General features: G+C 65.0%; 13 protein-coding genes. 4 read left to right on the top strand and 9 right to left on the bottom strand.

The window, feature by feature from the left end; genetic code table 11:
• Positions 1–8: 8 nt before the first annotated feature.
• The 7 genes from ACERK3_01110 to ACERK3_01140 all read right to left on the bottom strand — a co-directional run bounded on the left by ACERK3_01110 (position 9) and on the right by ACERK3_01140 (position 10,154).
• Positions 9–1,223, bottom strand: coding sequence for a type II secretion system F family protein (locus ACERK3_01110; protein MFA9476881.1), 1,215 nt, complete (start codon positions 1,221–1,223; stop codon positions 9–11).
• Positions 1,224–1,313: 90 nt separating this feature from the next.
• Positions 1,314–3,077, bottom strand: a complete 1,764-nt coding sequence (locus ACERK3_01115) for a GspE/PulE family protein (GenBank protein MFA9476882.1) — start codon at positions 3,075–3,077, stop codon at positions 1,314–1,316.
• Positions 3,077–3,415: an STAS domain-containing protein gene (locus tag ACERK3_01120; GenBank protein ID MFA9476883.1), complete on the bottom strand. Its 339-nt coding sequence runs from the start codon at positions 3,413–3,415 to the stop codon at positions 3,077–3,079. Before ACERK3_01120 ends, ACERK3_01115 begins: the two co-directional genes overlap by 1 nt.
• 86 nt (positions 3,416–3,501) lie before the next feature.
• Positions 3,502–5,154, bottom strand: a complete 1,653-nt coding sequence (locus ACERK3_01125; GenBank protein MFA9476884.1) for an HD-GYP domain-containing protein — start codon at positions 5,152–5,154, stop codon at positions 3,502–3,504.
• 2 nt (positions 5,155–5,156) lie between these two features.
• Entirely contained in the window at positions 5,157–5,564 is a 408-nt protein-coding gene (locus ACERK3_01130) for a response regulator (GenBank protein ID MFA9476885.1), read from the bottom strand.
• The gene (locus tag ACERK3_01135) at positions 5,564–7,072 is read right to left on the bottom strand and encodes a sensor histidine kinase (protein MFA9476886.1); all 1,509 of its coding nucleotides are present in this window, start codon (positions 7,070–7,072) and stop codon (positions 5,564–5,566) included. Before ACERK3_01135 ends, ACERK3_01130 begins: the two co-directional genes overlap by 1 nt.
• Before the next feature lie 106 nt (positions 7,073–7,178).
• Complete coding sequence (locus ACERK3_01140) at positions 7,179–10,154, bottom strand: autotransporter domain-containing protein (GenBank protein ID MFA9476887.1); 2,976 nt, start codon at positions 10,152–10,154, stop codon at positions 7,179–7,181.
• 229 nt (positions 10,155–10,383) lie between these two features.
• On the opposite strand from ACERK3_01140, the gene ACERK3_01145 reads away from it, so the two are divergent.
• Genes ACERK3_01145 through ACERK3_01155 form a run of 3 tightly spaced genes read left to right on the top strand, consistent with a single transcriptional unit; the run spans position 10,384 to position 12,966 of the window.
• A complete protein-coding gene (locus tag ACERK3_01145) occupies positions 10,384–10,908 on the top strand; it encodes a CrcB family protein (protein ID MFA9476888.1) in 525 nt (174 codons plus the stop codon).
• The gene (locus ACERK3_01150) at positions 10,905–11,285 is read left to right on the top strand and encodes a CrcB family protein (GenBank protein MFA9476889.1); all 381 of its coding nucleotides are present in this window, start codon (positions 10,905–10,907) and stop codon (positions 11,283–11,285) included. The genes ACERK3_01145 and ACERK3_01150 overlap by 4 nt, the downstream gene beginning before the upstream one ends.
• 37 nt (positions 11,286–11,322) lie before the next feature.
• Positions 11,323–12,966: an ArnT family glycosyltransferase gene (locus tag ACERK3_01155; protein ID MFA9476890.1), complete on the top strand. Its 1,644-nt coding sequence runs from the start codon at positions 11,323–11,325 to the stop codon at positions 12,964–12,966.
• Positions 12,967–12,997: 31 nt separating this feature from the next.
• Here ACERK3_01155 and ACERK3_01160 read toward each other — a convergent pair whose 3' ends face one another.
• Both ACERK3_01160 and galK read right to left on the bottom strand, forming a co-directional pair.
• Complete coding sequence (locus ACERK3_01160) at positions 12,998–14,278, bottom strand: HD-GYP domain-containing protein (GenBank protein ID MFA9476891.1); 1,281 nt, start codon at positions 14,276–14,278, stop codon at positions 12,998–13,000.
• Positions 14,279–14,548: 270 nt separating this feature from the next.
• A complete protein-coding gene (gene galK / locus ACERK3_01165) occupies positions 14,549–15,727 on the bottom strand; it encodes a galactokinase (GenBank protein MFA9476892.1) in 1,179 nt (392 codons plus the stop codon).
• Positions 15,728–15,933: 206 nt separating this feature from the next.
• Between galK and ACERK3_01170 the strand changes: the two genes are divergently transcribed.
• The gene (locus ACERK3_01170; GenBank protein MFA9476893.1) at positions 15,934–16,575 is read left to right on the top strand and encodes an ATP-dependent Clp protease proteolytic subunit; all 642 of its coding nucleotides are present in this window, start codon (positions 15,934–15,936) and stop codon (positions 16,573–16,575) included.
• Positions 16,576–16,621 lie beyond the last annotated feature (46 nt).

Raw genomic sequence — 16,621 nt, forward strand, 5'->3', positions numbered from 1 at the left:
GAACATTCTCACCCCGCGACGACGCTTGAGAGCTGGAAGATTGGCAGGAGCATGGCGATCGCGACGAAGCCGATGATGGCACCCATGACGATGATCATGGCGGGCTCGATGTAGCGGGTGCTTTGGGCGATCTGTTCGTCGAACGCTTCTTCGGTGAAGGTGGCGACGCGTTCCATAACGCGGCCGAGTCGGCCGGACTTTTCGCCGGCGAAGATCATCTGCGACACGCTGCGCGGGACCAGGGGCGAGTCCATCATGGCTTCGCTGAGCTGAACGCCGCGGCGGAGGCGGTCGTCGATGTCTTTCCAGAGGCGGTCGAAGTAGACGTTGCGTGTGGTTTCACGGGTGATCTCGATCATGTCGAGCACGGGGACGCCGGCGTTGATGAGCGTGCCCATCGTCTGGCAGCCGCGGGCGAGGTAGACCTTGTGAAACAGCGGGCCGATGACGGGCGTGTGCAGCTTCAGCCAGTCGTAGGTGTACCGGCCCGGCGTGGTTTGGCCGAACGAGACGAGGCCGACGGTGACGGCGATGAGGCCGATGAGGTAGTAGTACCAGTAGTGCATCAGCGAATGGCTGGCGTCCATGAGGAAGGCGGTGGCCCAGGGGAGGGTGACGCCGCGCGTGTCGTAGATGCCGACGAAGCGGGGCATGACGAACGTGAGCAGGAAGAGGGTGACGCCGAGGACCATGACCATCATGACGCCGGGGTAGGTGAGGGCGCCGCGGATCTTGCGTCGCGTGGCGAGTTCTTTTTCGAGATGCTTGGCGAGTCGTTCGAGCATTGGGCCCATCGAGCCGGACGCTTCGCTGGCGCGCAGCAGCGAGATCATGACGGGCGGGAAGGTGCGCGGGTAGCGGGCGAGTGTGGCGGAGAGCGCGTTGCCGGCCTGCACCTGCTGGCAGACGTCTTCGAGCACGGCTCGGAAGTTTTCGTCGGCGGTCTGGTCGGTGGCGGCCTGGAGCGCTTCGCTCAGCGGCACGCCGGTGTCGACCATGACGGCGAGTTGGTGGGTGAAGCTGGCGACGTCGGCGCGGTTGACGCGGATGCGACGGGGGTCGCGTTTGCGTGCGGCAGCGCCGTCGCGGGCGGGCTTGAGGTCAACGACGAACTTGCCTTCGCCGCGCAGCCGTCGGCCGGCCTCTTCGAGGCTGGTGGCTTGGAGGATGCCGGTGAGCATCTCGCCCCGATTGTCGCGTGCTTTGTAGCTGAACTGGCTCATGGCGTGGTGATTTCTAATTTGTGATTGCTGATTTCTAATTGATTCGCACGACCAGGCAATCTGCAAGCATCATTCGGTCATGTTGATTGCTCACACGGTGGTGGCGGTAAACAGTTCTTCGAGTGTGGTGACGCCGGCGCGGACCTTGGCGATGCCGTCGTCGCGGAGGGTGTGGTAAGCGCCAGCGTCGGTGGCCATCTGTCGAAGTTCCTGCAGGCTGACGCCGCGGCTGATGGCGTCGAGCAGGTTGTCGTCGGGCACGAGCAGTTCGTACACGCCGACGCGGCCGCGGTAGCCGGTCTGGCGACACTTGGGGCAGCCTTGGCCCTGGTAGAGCGTTTTGATCTCAACGCCCTGCTCGGCAAGGCGGTCGAGGCTGTGGGCGACGTGGCTGTCGGGTGTGACGGCTTCTTTGCAGTCGGGGCAGATTTTTCGCACGAGTCGCTGGGCGATGACGGCGCGGATGGAGGCGGCGACGAGGTAAGGTTCGACGCCGACGTTGAACAGTCGTGTGACGGCGCTGGGCGCGTCGTTGGTGTGCAACGTGGAGAGTACGAGGTGGCCGGTGAGGGCGGCCTGTGTGGCGATGCGTGCGGTTTCCTGGTCGCGGATTTCGCCGAGCATGACGACGTCCGGGTCTTGCCTCAGGAGCGAGCGAAGCGCGCCGGCGAAGGTGAAGCCGGCCTTTTCGTTGACCTGGAACTGGTTGACGCCGTCGAGGCTGTACTCCACGGGGTCTTCGACGGTGGAGATGTTGATATCGTCGCTGTTGATTTCGTTGAGCGTGGCGTAAAGCGTGGTGGATTTACCCGAGCCAGTGGGCCCGGTGACGAGGATGATGCCGTTGGGCTGGTGGACGGCGCGGCGGTAGCGTTCGAGTGTGTCTTCGGGGAAGCCGAGCCGTTCGAGACGGACCATGGCGTTCTGGGTGTCGATGATGCGGATGACGACTTTTTCGCCGAATCGGCCGGGCATGGTGGAGACGCGGAGGTCGATCTGGCGTTTGTCGATCATGACGCAGATGCCGCCGTCCTGGGGCAGGCGTCGTTCGGAGATATCGAGGCCGGCCATGATTTTGATACGGCTGACCATGGCGGGGAGCATCTGGTGCGGCGGGGTCATTTTTTCGAACAGTCGGCCGTCGACGCGATAGCGGACGCGCAGCGTCTGGTCGCCGGGCTCGATGTGAATGTCGCTGGCTTCTTCGTGGACGGCCTGGTAGATCAGGTAGTTCACGAGTTTGATGACGGGCGATTCGTTGGCGGCGTTCTGAGCGTCGTTGAGGTCGGTGACCTCTTTTTCGACGAGGCTCATCGCATCTTCCTGCACGTCTTCAACGAGCTGGTCGATGACGAACACGTTTTCCTGCGGCAGGAACAGGTGCAGCGTGTGCTGGATGTCTTTGGCGGTGGCGGCGACGAGTTGCACGCGATGGCCGGTGAGTCGTTCGATCTCTTCGATGACGAACACGTTGGCGGGCTCGTGCACGGCGACGGTGAGCACGTCGCGGACGAGGAACAGCGGGAGGACGCCCTGCTTTTCGAGGAAGTCGCGCGGCAGCTGGTCGACGACCGCGGGGTCGGCGATGCGTGGATGGATGCGGGCGAACGGGATGCCGTACGCCTCGGCGAGCACTTCCATGACCTGCTCTTCGCTGACGATTTTCATCTCGACCAGCGTTTCGCCGAGCAGTCTCTTGTGGCCGCGCTCGCGTTGGGCGGCGAGCGCTTTGTCGAGCTGGTCCTGTTTGATGACGCCTTTTTCAAGCAGCAGATCGCCGACACGAATGGCGTGCGGCGGAATGATCGCGCCACGGTCGCTGCCTGTGCTTGTTGAGAGGAATGACAGATCCATTAGGCGAGGCTCCTGATCGCGGCTTCGACGTCGTCGTGGCGTGCAAACTGATCGGCCAGGCGGGTCAACTGAAGAATCGTGGTGATGTTTTCCGGGCATGCGGCGAGTCGCAACTGCCCGAGTTTTTCCGTGCAGTTTTCCTGCACCCAGAGCATGGCTTCGAGGCCTTGCGAGTCGATGAACTGCAACTCGGCCATGTCGAGCACGATGTCGTGCACCGTTCCGGCGTCGAGTCGCTCGCGTACGGCCTGGCGGAGCTTTTCGCCGTCGTCATCGGCGAACTCGCCCTTGAGGTGAAGCACGCTGAACTGTTCTTGATCTTCGCAGGTGAGTTTCATGGTTGATGGTCCGTGTGGTCCGTGCGATCCGGCCCTTCGTTGCTGCACTGCTCAGGGCTCGGCTTGGCGGTGAATCGGTGTTGATGTCAGGCGGACTTGCGAACTTCCTCGTTCTGGTGTCGTTTGATCATCTGGAAGTATGGGCCGAAGTCGAGCTTGACGAACAGCTTGACCAGCTCGGGGTCGAACTGGCTTCCGCTGCAACGGTGCATTTCTTTGAGCACTTCGTCCATGGCCATGCCGCGTCGGTAGGTGCGGTCGCTGCTCATGGCGTCGAAGGCGTCGGCGAGTCCGATGAGTCGGCCGAAGAGGGGGATGCCTTCGCCCTTGAGACCATGGGGGTAGCCGCGGCCGTCCCATCGTTCGTGGTGGTAGAGCACGCCGGGGATGAGGTCGCTCATCTGTCGGATGTCCTGAAGGATGCGAGCGCCGATTTCCGGATGGCGTTTGATCAGGCCAAACTCCTCTTCAGTCAGTCGGCCGGGCTTGCAGAGGACGGACTCGGGCACGCCGATCTTGCCCACGTCGTGGACGAGGCCGGCGACGTAGACGCGTTCACAGGCCGCTTCATCGAGGCCGGCGGCGCGGGCGAGGGCACGGCTCATCTGGGCGACGCGCTCGGAGTGGCCGTGGGTATAGCTGTCTTTCGCGTCGATCGCGGCGGTGAGTGCATGCAACGTGCCCATGAACATGGACTGCATGTCGTCATAGAGCATCATGTTGTCGAGGAAGATCGAGAGGCTGTTGGCCAATGAGCTGCAAAGCTTCGAGTCGATGCTGCCGAGGTGCGTTCCGTCGAGTTTGTCACCGCCCAGCAGCAAGCCGAGCAGTCGGCCGTCGGAATGCAGGGGGACCATGAGCAGGCTTTGCGAGAGGCTGTCAAGGCCGGCGATGTTCAGCGACGTTGTGTCGTCGACGACGACGGGGTTGATCTGGTCGCCCATGCGGCGCATGAGGTGTCGGCCGATGTTTTTAATGGTTTTCGTGTCGGCATTGAGCGGGCCGGCGCGGAACAGCTCACCGGCGAACGATTCGAGTCGGGGCTCGTGGTCGATCAGTTGAAGCGTCATCCATCGCAAGCCGGCGACCTGTTGCAGATCGCTGCACGCATCGGTCAGGAAGGTGCGCGGCGACTGGTTGACGGTCATGCTGCTGGACAGTTTGTAGAGCAGGCTCAACTCTTCGTATGAGTCGGCAAGTTCCTGGCTCATGCCTTCGAGTTCGCGATCGCGACGTTCGAGTTCGCCGAGGTCTCGTTGCATCCAGTCGAGCGTCAGGGCAAGGCGTTCCGCCTCGACTCGGCCGAACAGTTGATCGAGCTGAACGCGGTTGCGTACCACCTGGGCGTCGAGTTGCGCGTGCTGGCAGACGAGTTGAAACTGGTCGGCCTGAAGGAAGTCAGGCCCGAGCATCAGGCCGGCGAGCACAAGTTCAGGGTTGCGTCGGCCTTCGGACCGCCGTCGGCGACCGCTTGGCAACGGCAGCAGCCACACGCCGGGCCACGGCTCGACGACTTCGCCGACGGATGATTCGAGGTCCGCCACGCGACTGCGCAGGGTGGCGGTGAACGCGGGGCATGCGACGACCTGCTGTTCAAGCCAGCCGGCACCTCGCATTGCGTGCACCCGGCCGTCCACCTCGATCTGTACAACGCTGACCTTCAGTGTGGTCAGTCGGCTGTGCAGACAGTCGGTCTTACGACGAGCGTCCGAGTTTTGAGTGATTGACAGTTTCGTCATGATCATGGCGCCTGTACAGCCTCCGCGTTTGTCTGCTTGCCAAGCAGTTCCTTCACCCGCGCAAGCACTTCGCGCGGGCTGAACGGCTTGCTGAGGACGAGGGCGATGTTCGTCTGCTTGAGCACGTCTTCACCGATGCTGAACCCGCGAGCGGTCAGCATCAGCGCGGGCGTGTCGCTCGTGCGCGGATCGCGCTTGAGCTGCTGGCAGAGCTCCAGACCGCTGAGCATCGGCATCTGGTAGTCGGTGATCACCAACGCCGGGCGCTGCTCCAGCGCCAGGGCGAGGGCTTCTTCGCCGTCCTCGGCGGTGATGACGCGGTAGCCTGCGTTTTGCAGCTTCAGCGACACCACATGCACGATATGGCTTTCATCATCCACCACCAGAATCAATGAGCGGTCGTCGGCCATCACTTCTCGTCCTTTCGAGCCGCGTCCCCCGACAAACACGGAACTACATCGCCAGTCGCGGGCAGCGGACAAACACCGTCCACCAGCCGCGAGGCACGATCCCCCCCTGTTTCCTTGTCGGCCAACGAAAGCCGGAACGTGAACGTACTTCCGGATCCAGGCCGACTTGCTACATAAATCTTGCCCCCGTGCACCGTTTCGATCACATGCTTGACCAGGTTCAGACCCAGGCCCGTGCCTTTGATCAACTGGCGGTGCGACGCCACGCGATAAAACTTGTCGAAGATAAACGGCAGATCCGCTTCGGGAATGCCCATGCCCGTGTCGGACACGGACACTTCAACCACGCCGACCTTCGGGTTGACACGAAGTGCGACGCTGACACGGCCGTCCTTGGGCGTGTACTTCACGGCGTTGCCCAGCAGGTTCAACATCACCTGCAACAACATGTCCGCGTCGGCGATCACGTTGCAAGGCTCGCCAACGTCTGGCGCTTGCAGTTGCACGTTGGCTTTTTCCGCCTGCGTGCGAACGAGTTTCATGGCCTGATCCACCAGGTCGCGCACATCGACGAGCGTGCTTTGCACGTTCGCCAGGCCGGATTCGATCTGGCTGATGTTCAGCACGTTGTCGATCAGGCGGGTGAGGCGGTTGGTTTCGGCCTGGATAATGGCGTAGAACTCCTGCCGCGTGGGTTCGTCCTGCGCTTCGCCGTCGACGAGCATTTCGATGTAGGCCTTGATGCTGGACAAGGGTGTGCGCAGTTCGTGCGAGACGCCGGAGACGAAGTCGCTGTGCATCTCGGCGACGCAGCGTTGCTGGGTGACGTCGCGCAAGATCGCGACCACACCGCCCGGCCGACGGTCGCTTTCTGTGGGCTGGTCGCCTGGCAGCTCGAGGCCGGCAAGTGTGAGGTCGAAGACCATCGATTCGCCGCCCTCGTTGATTCGATGTTCGAGGTGGCGGTAGCTCGACCCGTTCGTGTCTTCGCGTGTTTCGCGGATCAGTTGCAGCAGGCGAGGGTCGTTGACAACCTTCTCCAACGGGGTCGGGAGGGTGTCGCCGTCGGGCAGGCGGAGCAGTCGGCCGGCGGCTTCGTTGACCAGCTCGAGCGTATCGTCCGCGGAGGTGACGAGCACGGCGTCGCCGAGCGCGTTGAAGATCGTTTCCAGCCGTTGCCGTTCGATCTCCAGCAAACGAACCTTGTATGCCAGTTCGCGTTGGCAGACGTTCAATCGATCCTGCCGGTCGTGCAGTTTGGTCCAATTGTGACGATCAGTGCGGGTCCAGCCGTAGTGTGTGAAGCCGACGAGCATGCTCACCGCCGCGGCGCCGAACATGGTGGTCACCCACGATTGGTTGATTTCCAGGCTGAGCGATCGGGCAATGACGAGCGACAGCGCCACCGCCGTGCCGGCTATGGCTGCAATCCCCAAGCTCTGAAAACGCGCTCGCCGCAACTGAACCTCCCCTTTGCCGAACGTCGAAGCGACCACTTGCGTGCGCAAGCGGTGCGTCGACTGAACACTTGATCGGCGATATCAGAGGTCCGATTTACTTGACTGTGCATTCTCAGCAGCAAGTGATCGCAAGCTGTGTTGAAGGAAGGTCCGATTACCAGGCGAAACTCATCGCCACCGACCCGTGGTGGCTGACGAAGTGGCTGTTGAGCGTTGCGTCGTAGTGCACGCCGAGGCTGGTGCGTTCGTTAAGTTGCCAGCCGAGGCCCGTGCCGAGGACAGCGGTGTGGCGGTCGACGGTGGCGGACTCGACGGTGAACGCGTCGACGGCGTCGGCGAAGCGGGCGGTCACGGGGCCGGCGTCGTCGAGGAACTCGTAGACCCATCGGCCGCGCAAGTGCAGCATGAGGTGCGCGTCGGGCTGCTGGTAGAGGCTGCGCGACAGGTTGAAGCCGAGGCTGGATCGAAGCGACTGCGTGCTCTCGGCGTTGACCTGAAGGTTGGCCGAGCCCGCGCCGGACTCGCTGAAGCCCGCGCGGCGGAGGTAGACATACTGCACGCCCGCGATGGGTTGGAAGGCCCATGCGTCCTGCTGAAACTTTCGGCCGACCTCGAAGGCGAGCCCAAGGTGGCCGCCGTTGTACTTGGCTTTGCCTTGGCGATCGTAGTCGGCGAAGCGGATGCGGCGCTGCGAGTCGTAGCGTTGATAGCCTGCGAACGCACTGCCGAGGCCGTACCACGCCTGCTCGTTGTATCGCGCGTGCACGCCGACCTGGTAGTGGTCGATGTCGTGTCGATGTCGATCGTGATCGCTGTTGACGCGCGTGCGTGCGTATGCGGCGCGGCCGCCGACGAGCCAGTGGTCGTCGACTTCGCGGTCGATGCCGACCATCATGCCGCCGCTCCAGTAGTCGTAGCCGGTGGCGGTGGCGTTGCGTGAGCCGCTGACGTCGCCGTACTCACCAAAGCCCTGGACCCAGGGCATCCATCGGCCGGGCTGGTCGCGTTGGCCCGCCATCGGGTCTGCGAAGAACGGCTGAACGTTGCTGCCCGCCAGCGCGAGCGGCTGGCCGACCTCGGCGTTGAATGCGGGGCTGTCGAGGTCGCTTGCGATGTGAGCGCCGGGTCGGATGCGGTTGAAGGCGGACTCTTGTGCGCGGGCGAGGGTTTGCAGTGTGGCGGTTGCGCCGCTGCCGATGGTTTCGCCGGTGAGTTGCTGGATGGCGTTTTGTTTGCCTGCGTCGTCGAGTGATTCGAGATTCTGGAAGAGGTCGACCATGTCGCCGGTGGCGGTGGTGAATCGGCTTTCGAGGTATCGGCCGACGGCGCGTTCGCCGCGGTTTCGGCCGAGCGATTCGTAGTCGGGCGTGTTGAAGACGATGGCGAAACGGGCGCTGTCGGCGGTGTAGCTGAGTTCGGTGGTGAACAGGTAGCTGAGGTTTTCGTGGGTGATGTTGTCGAACGTGCCCGTTCGGCCGTCGGCGGCGTGGAGGAAGGTGTACTGCGTGCCGGCGGTGTAGTCGCCGGGCTGGGCGACGACGTGAACGCTGCCGCCTTCGAGCGTGGCGTGGCCGGTGATGTCGACGAGGTCGTTGTTGACGCCGGGGGTGTTGCCTGCGTCGTTGAATTCGATGCGCAGGGTGGCGGCGGCTTCGTGGGTGTAGTCGCCCTGGATGGTGATCGTGCCGATGGAGTTGCCGGGGCTGAGGATGCCGGCGTTGGTGAGGCTGCCGGCGATGATGCCGTCGCCGGAGAGGATGGCGTCGCTGGAGATGAAGGCGTCGCCGGCGATGGAGCCGGTGAGGTGGAGTTCGCCTTCGTTGATGTGTGTGTCGCCGGTGTAGGTGAAGTTGGTGGGGAGGACGAGCGTGCCCTGGCCGGTCTTGGTGATGCCACCGGGGCCTGAGATCATCTCTGCGAAGACGAGTGCGTTGTTTTCGGAGACGCCGATCTGCGCGTTGATGTTGTGCATGAGGTAGAGGCCCGCGCCGTCGGTCGTGCCGGCGCTGCCGCTGAAGATCGTGCCGCTGCCGCCTTGGCCGGCGGTGATGCCGCTGCCGGAGATGTTGGGGTCGATGATGGTGAGCGAGCCGCCTTCGCGTACGAAGATGGCTCCGCCGTAGGCATCGCCGCCGCCGCCGCCGACCTGGTAGTTGCTGCCATCGCCGCCGCCGAAGCCGCCTGTGCCAGGCGAGGGGCCTGCGCTGAAGTTGACGCCGCGTCCGCCGCCGCCTGCACCGAAGCCGCCATCGCCGCCGCTGCGGTTGATGCCGCCGCCGCCGCCCCCGCCGAAGTCGCCGCCCTGCCCTGCCGCGCCGCCGCTGGTGCCGCTGCCGTCACCGCCGCCGCCGCCGCCGCCGCCGTGCGTTTGGCCGGGGCTGCCTTGCTGCCCTTCGCTGCCGCCGTCGCCGCCGGGCCCGCCGCCGCTGCCGCCGTTGTCGCCGGGGTTGGTGACACCGCCACCGCCACCGCCGGTGGTGGATACGCCGCTGCCACCCGCCGCGCCCTGTCCGCCACCGCCGCCGCCAGCCGTGCCGCCGCCGGGCCCGCCATCGCCGCCGAGTCCGCCGCCGCCGCCACCGCCTTGTGGTGCACCGCCGCCGCCGAAGGCGTTGCCGCCGTCGCCGCCGCGGGCGTGGTTGTCGGTGAGTGTGACGTTGGAGAGGGTGACGTGTGCGTGTTCGTTGACGAACAGTGCGCCGCCGGCACCCATGCCGCCGCCGCCCGCGCCGGAGTTGGCACCGTCGCCGCCGCGGCCGCCCTGGGCGAGGCCGTCGACGAGGTTGAGGTTGTGGATGGTGACGTTGCCCTGGTCGACGAAGAAGATGCGGTGTTGGCCCTGGCCGGAGATGGTCAGGCCTGCGCCGCCTTCGACGACGAGGTCGCTTGCGATCAGGGGCAGGGCGCTGTCGAGGGCGAGGGTCTGGCCGGCGAGGCTGGCGTCGAATTGGATGGTGCTGGCGCTGCCGGAGGCGTTGGCCTGGGCAATGGCGTCGCGGAACGAGCCTGCGCCGGCGTCGTGGGTGTTGGTGACGACGATCGGCGAGGCGAGGGCGCTGCCAGCGGTGACGAGGCTCGTCAACAGAACCAGCAGCCGACCGGCCCGCGTGATGCGCGTGTGTCCATCCATGCTGAACCTGCCTTTACGTTCGTCGTTTCGGCCGTGAGGTGAGCAGCCGACTGCTCGATCACGTGGGGGAGAGAAGCATGACCCCTGCCGCGGTATCGTTATAAACATCGGCAGAATCAGGGACTTTACGTGAGTTTGCCGGGCTTTCCCGAAGCTGTCGCGACGGGCTGCGGGGCAGCGTGGCCGAGGGTGGTTGCGTCATTTGCGTGTGTCGCGGAAGCTACGCGGAATGTCGAGCGTGCAATCGACCGTTGATGAGGCCCGGATGCAGGTGAACCCGCCCCGGCCGGGCGAGCGCGGGCGGTGGCTGCCGCCGATGGGCAATGTGGCGGCGGTGGCGGCGGGCGGGATGATCGGGGCGGTGCTGCGGGTGGGGTTCGTGGTGGTGTTTCCGAACTCGGCGGGGCAGTTTCCGTGGACGACGTTCGTGGAGAACGTGGTCGGGGCGTTTTTGCTCGGGTGGGTGCTGGTGATGCTGCTCGAACGATGGCGGCCGCGGTGGTCATCGGTGCAGCCATTTCTGTGCACGGGGGTGTTGGGGTCGTTTACGACATTTTCTAATTTCAGTGTGGAATGGACTTTACTGGCAAATGACGGTCGATTGTGGCTGGCGGTGGGTTACCCGGCGGCTAGCGTGGCGGCGGGGCTGGCGGCGGCGGGGCTGGGCATGTTGCTCGCCCGGCGGATGAGGCCTGCGGGGCGAGGCTCGTCGCGCGCGGCCCCCGGCTCGGCTGAGCGGGAGGGTGGGGCATGACGATCGCGGTGGCGATGCTTGTGGCGGTGGCGGGCGGCGGGGGCGCGGTCTGCCGATATGTGCTGGACTACGCGATCACGCAGCACGTCGGCGGCGGCCTGCCATGGGGGACGTGGCTGGTGAATGTCACCGGCTCGCTGGGGCTGGGTGTGCTGGTGGGGCTGGCGCTGGTTGTCAGCGTTCCGGTTGAGGTGCAGATCGTGGTGGGCGGGGGGTTTCTGGGTGCGTATACGACTTTTTCGACATGGATTTACGAAAGCCTGCGCCTGTTCGAGCAAGGCGCGTGGCGGACGGGGGCGATGAACCTCGTGGGCAGTATCGTGACGGGCGGCATCGCGGCGGCGGCGGGGTTGGCCGCGATGCAGTGGTGGGTCTGAGGCGAGTGGCACGAAGGCGCGGGCACTGCTAGATTGAGTGGCTCGATTCACGGTCCGCCGTCGGGAAGCGGAGGAGTACCCCAGCATTATGGCCTTGCCTTCGTCGTCGGTCGATCAGACTCAACCCGCCCCACAGCCGCAGCCAGCCACCGTCAAGCCGGGCCCCGTGACCGGCTACCTGACCGCGGGGGCCGAGCGGTGGCGTTGGGTGCTGCTGGTGCTCGTGCTGGCGTTTTATGGGCTGGCGTTCCAAGGCGAGTTTCGCGGGCAACCCGATTCGGGGCTGCATCTTACGATCGCGCGCAGCTTGTACATGGGCGAAGGCTTCGTCCACCCGCTGGGCGATGAAGTGCGGGCGAATCCGGGGCTGGCGTATCTGCTGGCGGGAGTGATGTTTGTGGGCGGGCCCGAGCCGTTCGCGCTGGCAAACGCGGTGATGCTGGGCATCGGGCTGGCGACGCTGGGGGTGGCGTTTTTGTGGTTTCGGCTGCACCTCGGTCGGCCGACGGCGGTGCTGCTGACGACTTTCCTCGCCCTGTCGCTGATGTTTTTCAAATACAGTTTCCAACTGATGACGGACATGCCGTTCCTGCTGGGGGTGATGCTCTTCCTGCTGGGGTGGGATCAGTTGCTCAAGCGCAAGGCGGTTCGGCCGGGCGATCTGGCGCTGCTGCTGTGCGGGACGGCGATCATGGTGGCGTTCCGGACGGTGGCGATCACGTTTCTGGGGGCGGTGATGCTGGCGCTGCTGTGGCATACGCTGCGGTCAAGCGATCGGCGGGTGTGGGCGGCCGGGGGCGTGCTGCTGGTGTTGTGCATTGTCGGACTGGCTGCGGCGCTGATCACGTCGCATGGCACGAGCAACGACAACGGGCCGCGCATCGCCGCGGACACGCAGCTGATCGCCGGCCGATTGCAGAACCTCGGCCGAACGTTGACCGATACCGTGCCGGAGAATGTGACGCGACTGGTGACGGCGCACATGGCACACGCGGTGACGGGTGTTCGGCCGGACCCGTACACGAGTTCGCTGATCGGGCTGACGGCGATCGGCTTCGGGCTGGCGCTGTTTCGCCGACACCCGCTGGGCGCGCTGCTGGTGCTCGCGTTTATCGTGCAGACGCTTTTGTTCATCGTGACGGAGCGGTACTACCTGGCGATCCTGCCCGTGCTGCTGCTGGGCTGGTGGTACGCGGCGCGTTGGCTGGACCAGCGCAGGCAGTGGTGGAGTGTGGGCCTGTGTGCGCTGCTGCTGGCGGGATGGCTTGTGCCGAACTCGATTCGGATGGGCAACTTCGTGCTGCTGCAACGCGAGACGCCGTTCCTCGACCACCACGGCGGCGGCCGATACGGCGCATTGTTCACCTTGCGCGACTGGCTAAGCGAGCCGGACACGCTGCCGAGCGGGGCTGCCATTGTCACCGACCATCGCGACCTGCATGTGCTGGTGTATCTGACGATGCCGCTGGACGTGACCGTCACATCACACCGGCATATTGAAGCCGGGCTGGACGTGGGCTCGAACGTCTACGTGCTCGAACCGATGAACCGCGGTGTCCAACGGCTGATCGAGCGGCAGGACTGGCGGCTGGGTCGGCCGGTGCTCACCGTGCCCACGCAACGCGCGACCGAAACGCTGCGCCTGCGGCCGGTGGTCAAAGCCAAAGCGGATACGGAATAATCACAGCTTCGCATGCGCGGCGGTGAGTGAGTCACACTGCCTCGGCGATGCGGCGCAACGGGCGACGCTCTTCGAGCGCGAACAGGTGCTGCGCGACATCATGGCCGGAGCATGTGGCGATGTGTACGTCGGGCGTTTCGCGCAGGTCCAGCGTCGGGTAGCAGCCGTCTGCTTCGCGGTCGGCCTCGCCGAGCAGTCGCACCGCCGGTCGGCAAGGCTGCTCCACGCTCGGGCGAACGACCGCGGCCGCGCGGCCGTCGCTCAACGTCACCTGCGATCCAATGACGAACGGCGGAATGCAGCGTAACAACGTGTCGCGCACCACCGGGTCAAACCACCCTTCGAACTGTCGCGATGCCAGCGCCGACAACGCCGACACCGCCGGCCGCGTCTTCCCCGACGCGTCGTGCATCAGGTGGTCGAGGACGTCGGCCGCGGCGACGATACGGCTGAAAATGTGAATCGCCTCACCCTGCTGCGTGCCTTCGCGACGACTCTCGGTCGCGTCGCTCATGTCCGGAAAGCCGCTGCCGTCCCAACGCTGATGGTGGTTGAGCACGATCTGCGTCGCGGGCGCGGGCGCACGCGAGCCGCGCAGCAGGTGATAGCCGGCGAGCGTGTGGCTGCGATACGCGTCCCGTGGGTCGTCCGGCAGGTCGTCGAGCCACTCGTCAGCCGAACCGTCAGCGAGCGCCGCGGCGGCGTGGTCGTCGGCGGAGAGCACCTGCCAATGATGCATCTGCTTCGGCAACGTCAGCTTGCCCATGTCATGCAGCAGCGCGCCGATGCCGAGGCTGGTCAGGTCGCGTGCGTGGTCGGCCGTGAGACGCTGCCGCTGGCCGACGACGTAGGTTTCCAACTCCAGGCCGACGAGGACGGAGAGGTAGGCGACGTTGGTCGCATGTGTGAACAGGCCCGGCGGGCCGCCGATCAGGCGTTCGCTCAGCCCGCCGACCGCGCGGTTGCCCGCGAGTTCGCAGACCATGTCCATCACCGCCCGGCGGTAGATTTGCACGTGGCCACTGGTGACGGTGATGTCCGCCATTTGTTTGAAGTCTTGATAGAGCTGTTCGCAAGCCGCCCGCCGCGCTTGGCCGAGCGTGGGCGGGATCAGCCGATCGAGGTCGGCCAGCGCCTCGTGATGCACCCACAGCTCGCGCACGCCCAATTGCTTGAGCCGACGCAGCAGCCTGGCGTCCAGCTCGACGCCCGGTTCGAGCAGCTCGCGGTTCGGCCTTGCCGGGTGGAACACCGCTCCCGCGAGCGTGACGCCCGGTTCTACATCATTGATATCACAAACGATCAACGACAAACCCGCTTTCTGTCAGCGTGATCCCCGGTTACGTCATCGGCCGATCGGCCGTGCCGCTGAAGCGCACCTGCATGGGCGCGGGGACTAACTACGGATCAGACATCAAACTCAAGCATCACGGGGAATAGCCCTCCGCGGAAGCGGAGGGTTAGCGCCGAACGAACCAAACCCGTCCGCTTCCGCGGAGGGCTATTGGGGACATGCGATTCATGGCCGATCGTTACAAACGGCATCGTTGATGTAGATGTAATCGTTCGATCCGGGTCGGCGTCAAAGCTCGACCACGCGTGCGCCGGCGGCCGGGCGGGTGACGAACAGCGCGGGGTGAATGCCGGTGATGTGCTCGTACTGGTGAGCGAGGAACTTGCCCACCGCGTCGGCGGCGTCGGCGCGGACGAGGCTGACGGTGCAGCCGCCGAAGCCGCCGCCGGTCATGCGCGAGCCGTACAACTCGCCCGAGGCGATGCGGCGGGTCGCCAACTCGACGAGGATGTCCAGCTCTTTGCAACTGATCTCGAAGTCGTCGCGCATGGAGGTGTGACTTTCGAGCATGAGTTGGCCCATCGCGGCCCAGTCGCCGGCGGCGAGCGCCTCGGCGGCGGCAAGCGTGCGCGCGTTTTCCGTGATGACATGCCGAGCACGACGAAACGCCACGTCGCTCGGATCGGGGTACGCTTCATCGAGCATGTCCAACGTCGCATCGCGGAGAGCGGGCACGTTCATCGTCCTGGCAGCGGCTTCACATTGGGCGCGGCGCTGGGCGTACTCGCCGCCGACCAGTTCGTGCTTGACGTTGGAATTGACGATCAGCACGACAACATCGGGGTCGTGCATCGGGACACGACGGGTTTCGTACGATCGACAGTCGATCAACAGGGCGTGGTCGGCCATGCCCATCGCGGAGATGAACTGATCCATGATGCCGCAGGGCATACCAGCGAAGTCGTGCTCGGCCTTTTGACAGAGCAAGGCTTTCTGCACCGGGTCGAGCGGCTGGCCGGTGAGCGATTCGAGGAGCGTGGCGGTGCCGACTTCCAGCGCGGCGCTGCTGGACAGACCGCCGCCGGTGGGGACGGTGGAGTCGACGAGGGCATCGAAGCCGGGCGGTGTGAGGCCGCGTTCGATGCAGCCGGCGATCGCGCCGCGGACGTAGTTGGCCCAGCTCGGCTCGCCGGGGGCCAGTGGCTGGTCGAGGTTGAGCTCGGCCTGCTCGGGCACGCCGGTGGAGGCGAGGCGGACCTTGCGGTCGTCGCGCGGGCGAGCGAGCAGGAGGATCTGGCGTTCGATGGCCATCGGCAGCACGAAGCCGTCGTTGTAGTCGGTGTGTTCGCCGATGAGGTTGACACGGCCGGGGGCAACGGCGGCGTGGGTGGGCGGCTGGCCGAACGTCTGGGTGAATTGATCGACCGCGGCGGCGGTCTGCTGCTCAAGCGTAACGGCGTCGGTCATGGTCGGTCTCCTGTTCGGAGGGGGATGATAACTGGCAAGGGAAGGTGGTTTCTGGTTTCTCGTTTCGGGTTTCGGGTTGTCCGGAACGAGAGACCATAAACGAGAAACCAGAAACCTGCGTTGCCGACGCGTAGCGTCGCCCCCCGATGGTCGCTACAATTCGGCTCGACACATTGAAACGACTTTTGCCCAAGGGAAACAGCCGCATGGCATCGCTGGTACCCATCGTCATTGAAAAATCCGGCCGCGGGGAGCGGGCGTACGACATCTACTCCCGACTGCTGCGCGACCGGATTATCTTCCTCGGCGGACCCGTCACGGACGATACCGCCAACCTGGTGATCGCCCAGCTCCTGTTCCTCTCCAACGAGGACCCGGACTCGGACATTCACTTTTACATCAACAGCCCCGGCGGGTCGGTCACGGCCGGTCTGGGCATCTACGACACGATGCAGTTCATCCGCCCGAAAGTGGCGACCTACTGCATCGGCGTCGCCGCCTCGATGGGCTCGCTGCTGATGATGGCCGGGGCGAAGGATAAGCGGTTCATGCTGCCCAACGGCCGCATCCTGCTACACCAGCCGCTGATCTCCGGCGTCATGCAGGGGCCCGCCACCGACTTGTCCATCCAGGCCAAGGAAATGGTCCGCACCCGCGAGCGACTCTATAAAATCATGGTCGACCACACCGGGCAGGACCACGACACGATCGCACGCGACTGCGAACGCGACAAGTGGCTCGACGCACAGGAAGCCGTGGACTACGGCGTGGCCGACTCCGTGCTCACGCACATTCCCGAGAGCTACGGCCAACGCAACGACGAAGACCAGAACGACGACAGCGAATGACGCGCCAAACTCGCGCATGCAGGCCTCATCCATTCACACGACCGGC

This window comes from Phycisphaerales bacterium AB-hyl4, assembly GCA_041821185.1.
In the GTDB taxonomy this organism is placed as follows: Bacteria; Planctomycetota; Phycisphaerae; order Phycisphaerales; family Phycisphaeraceae; genus Natronomicrosphaera; species Natronomicrosphaera hydrolytica.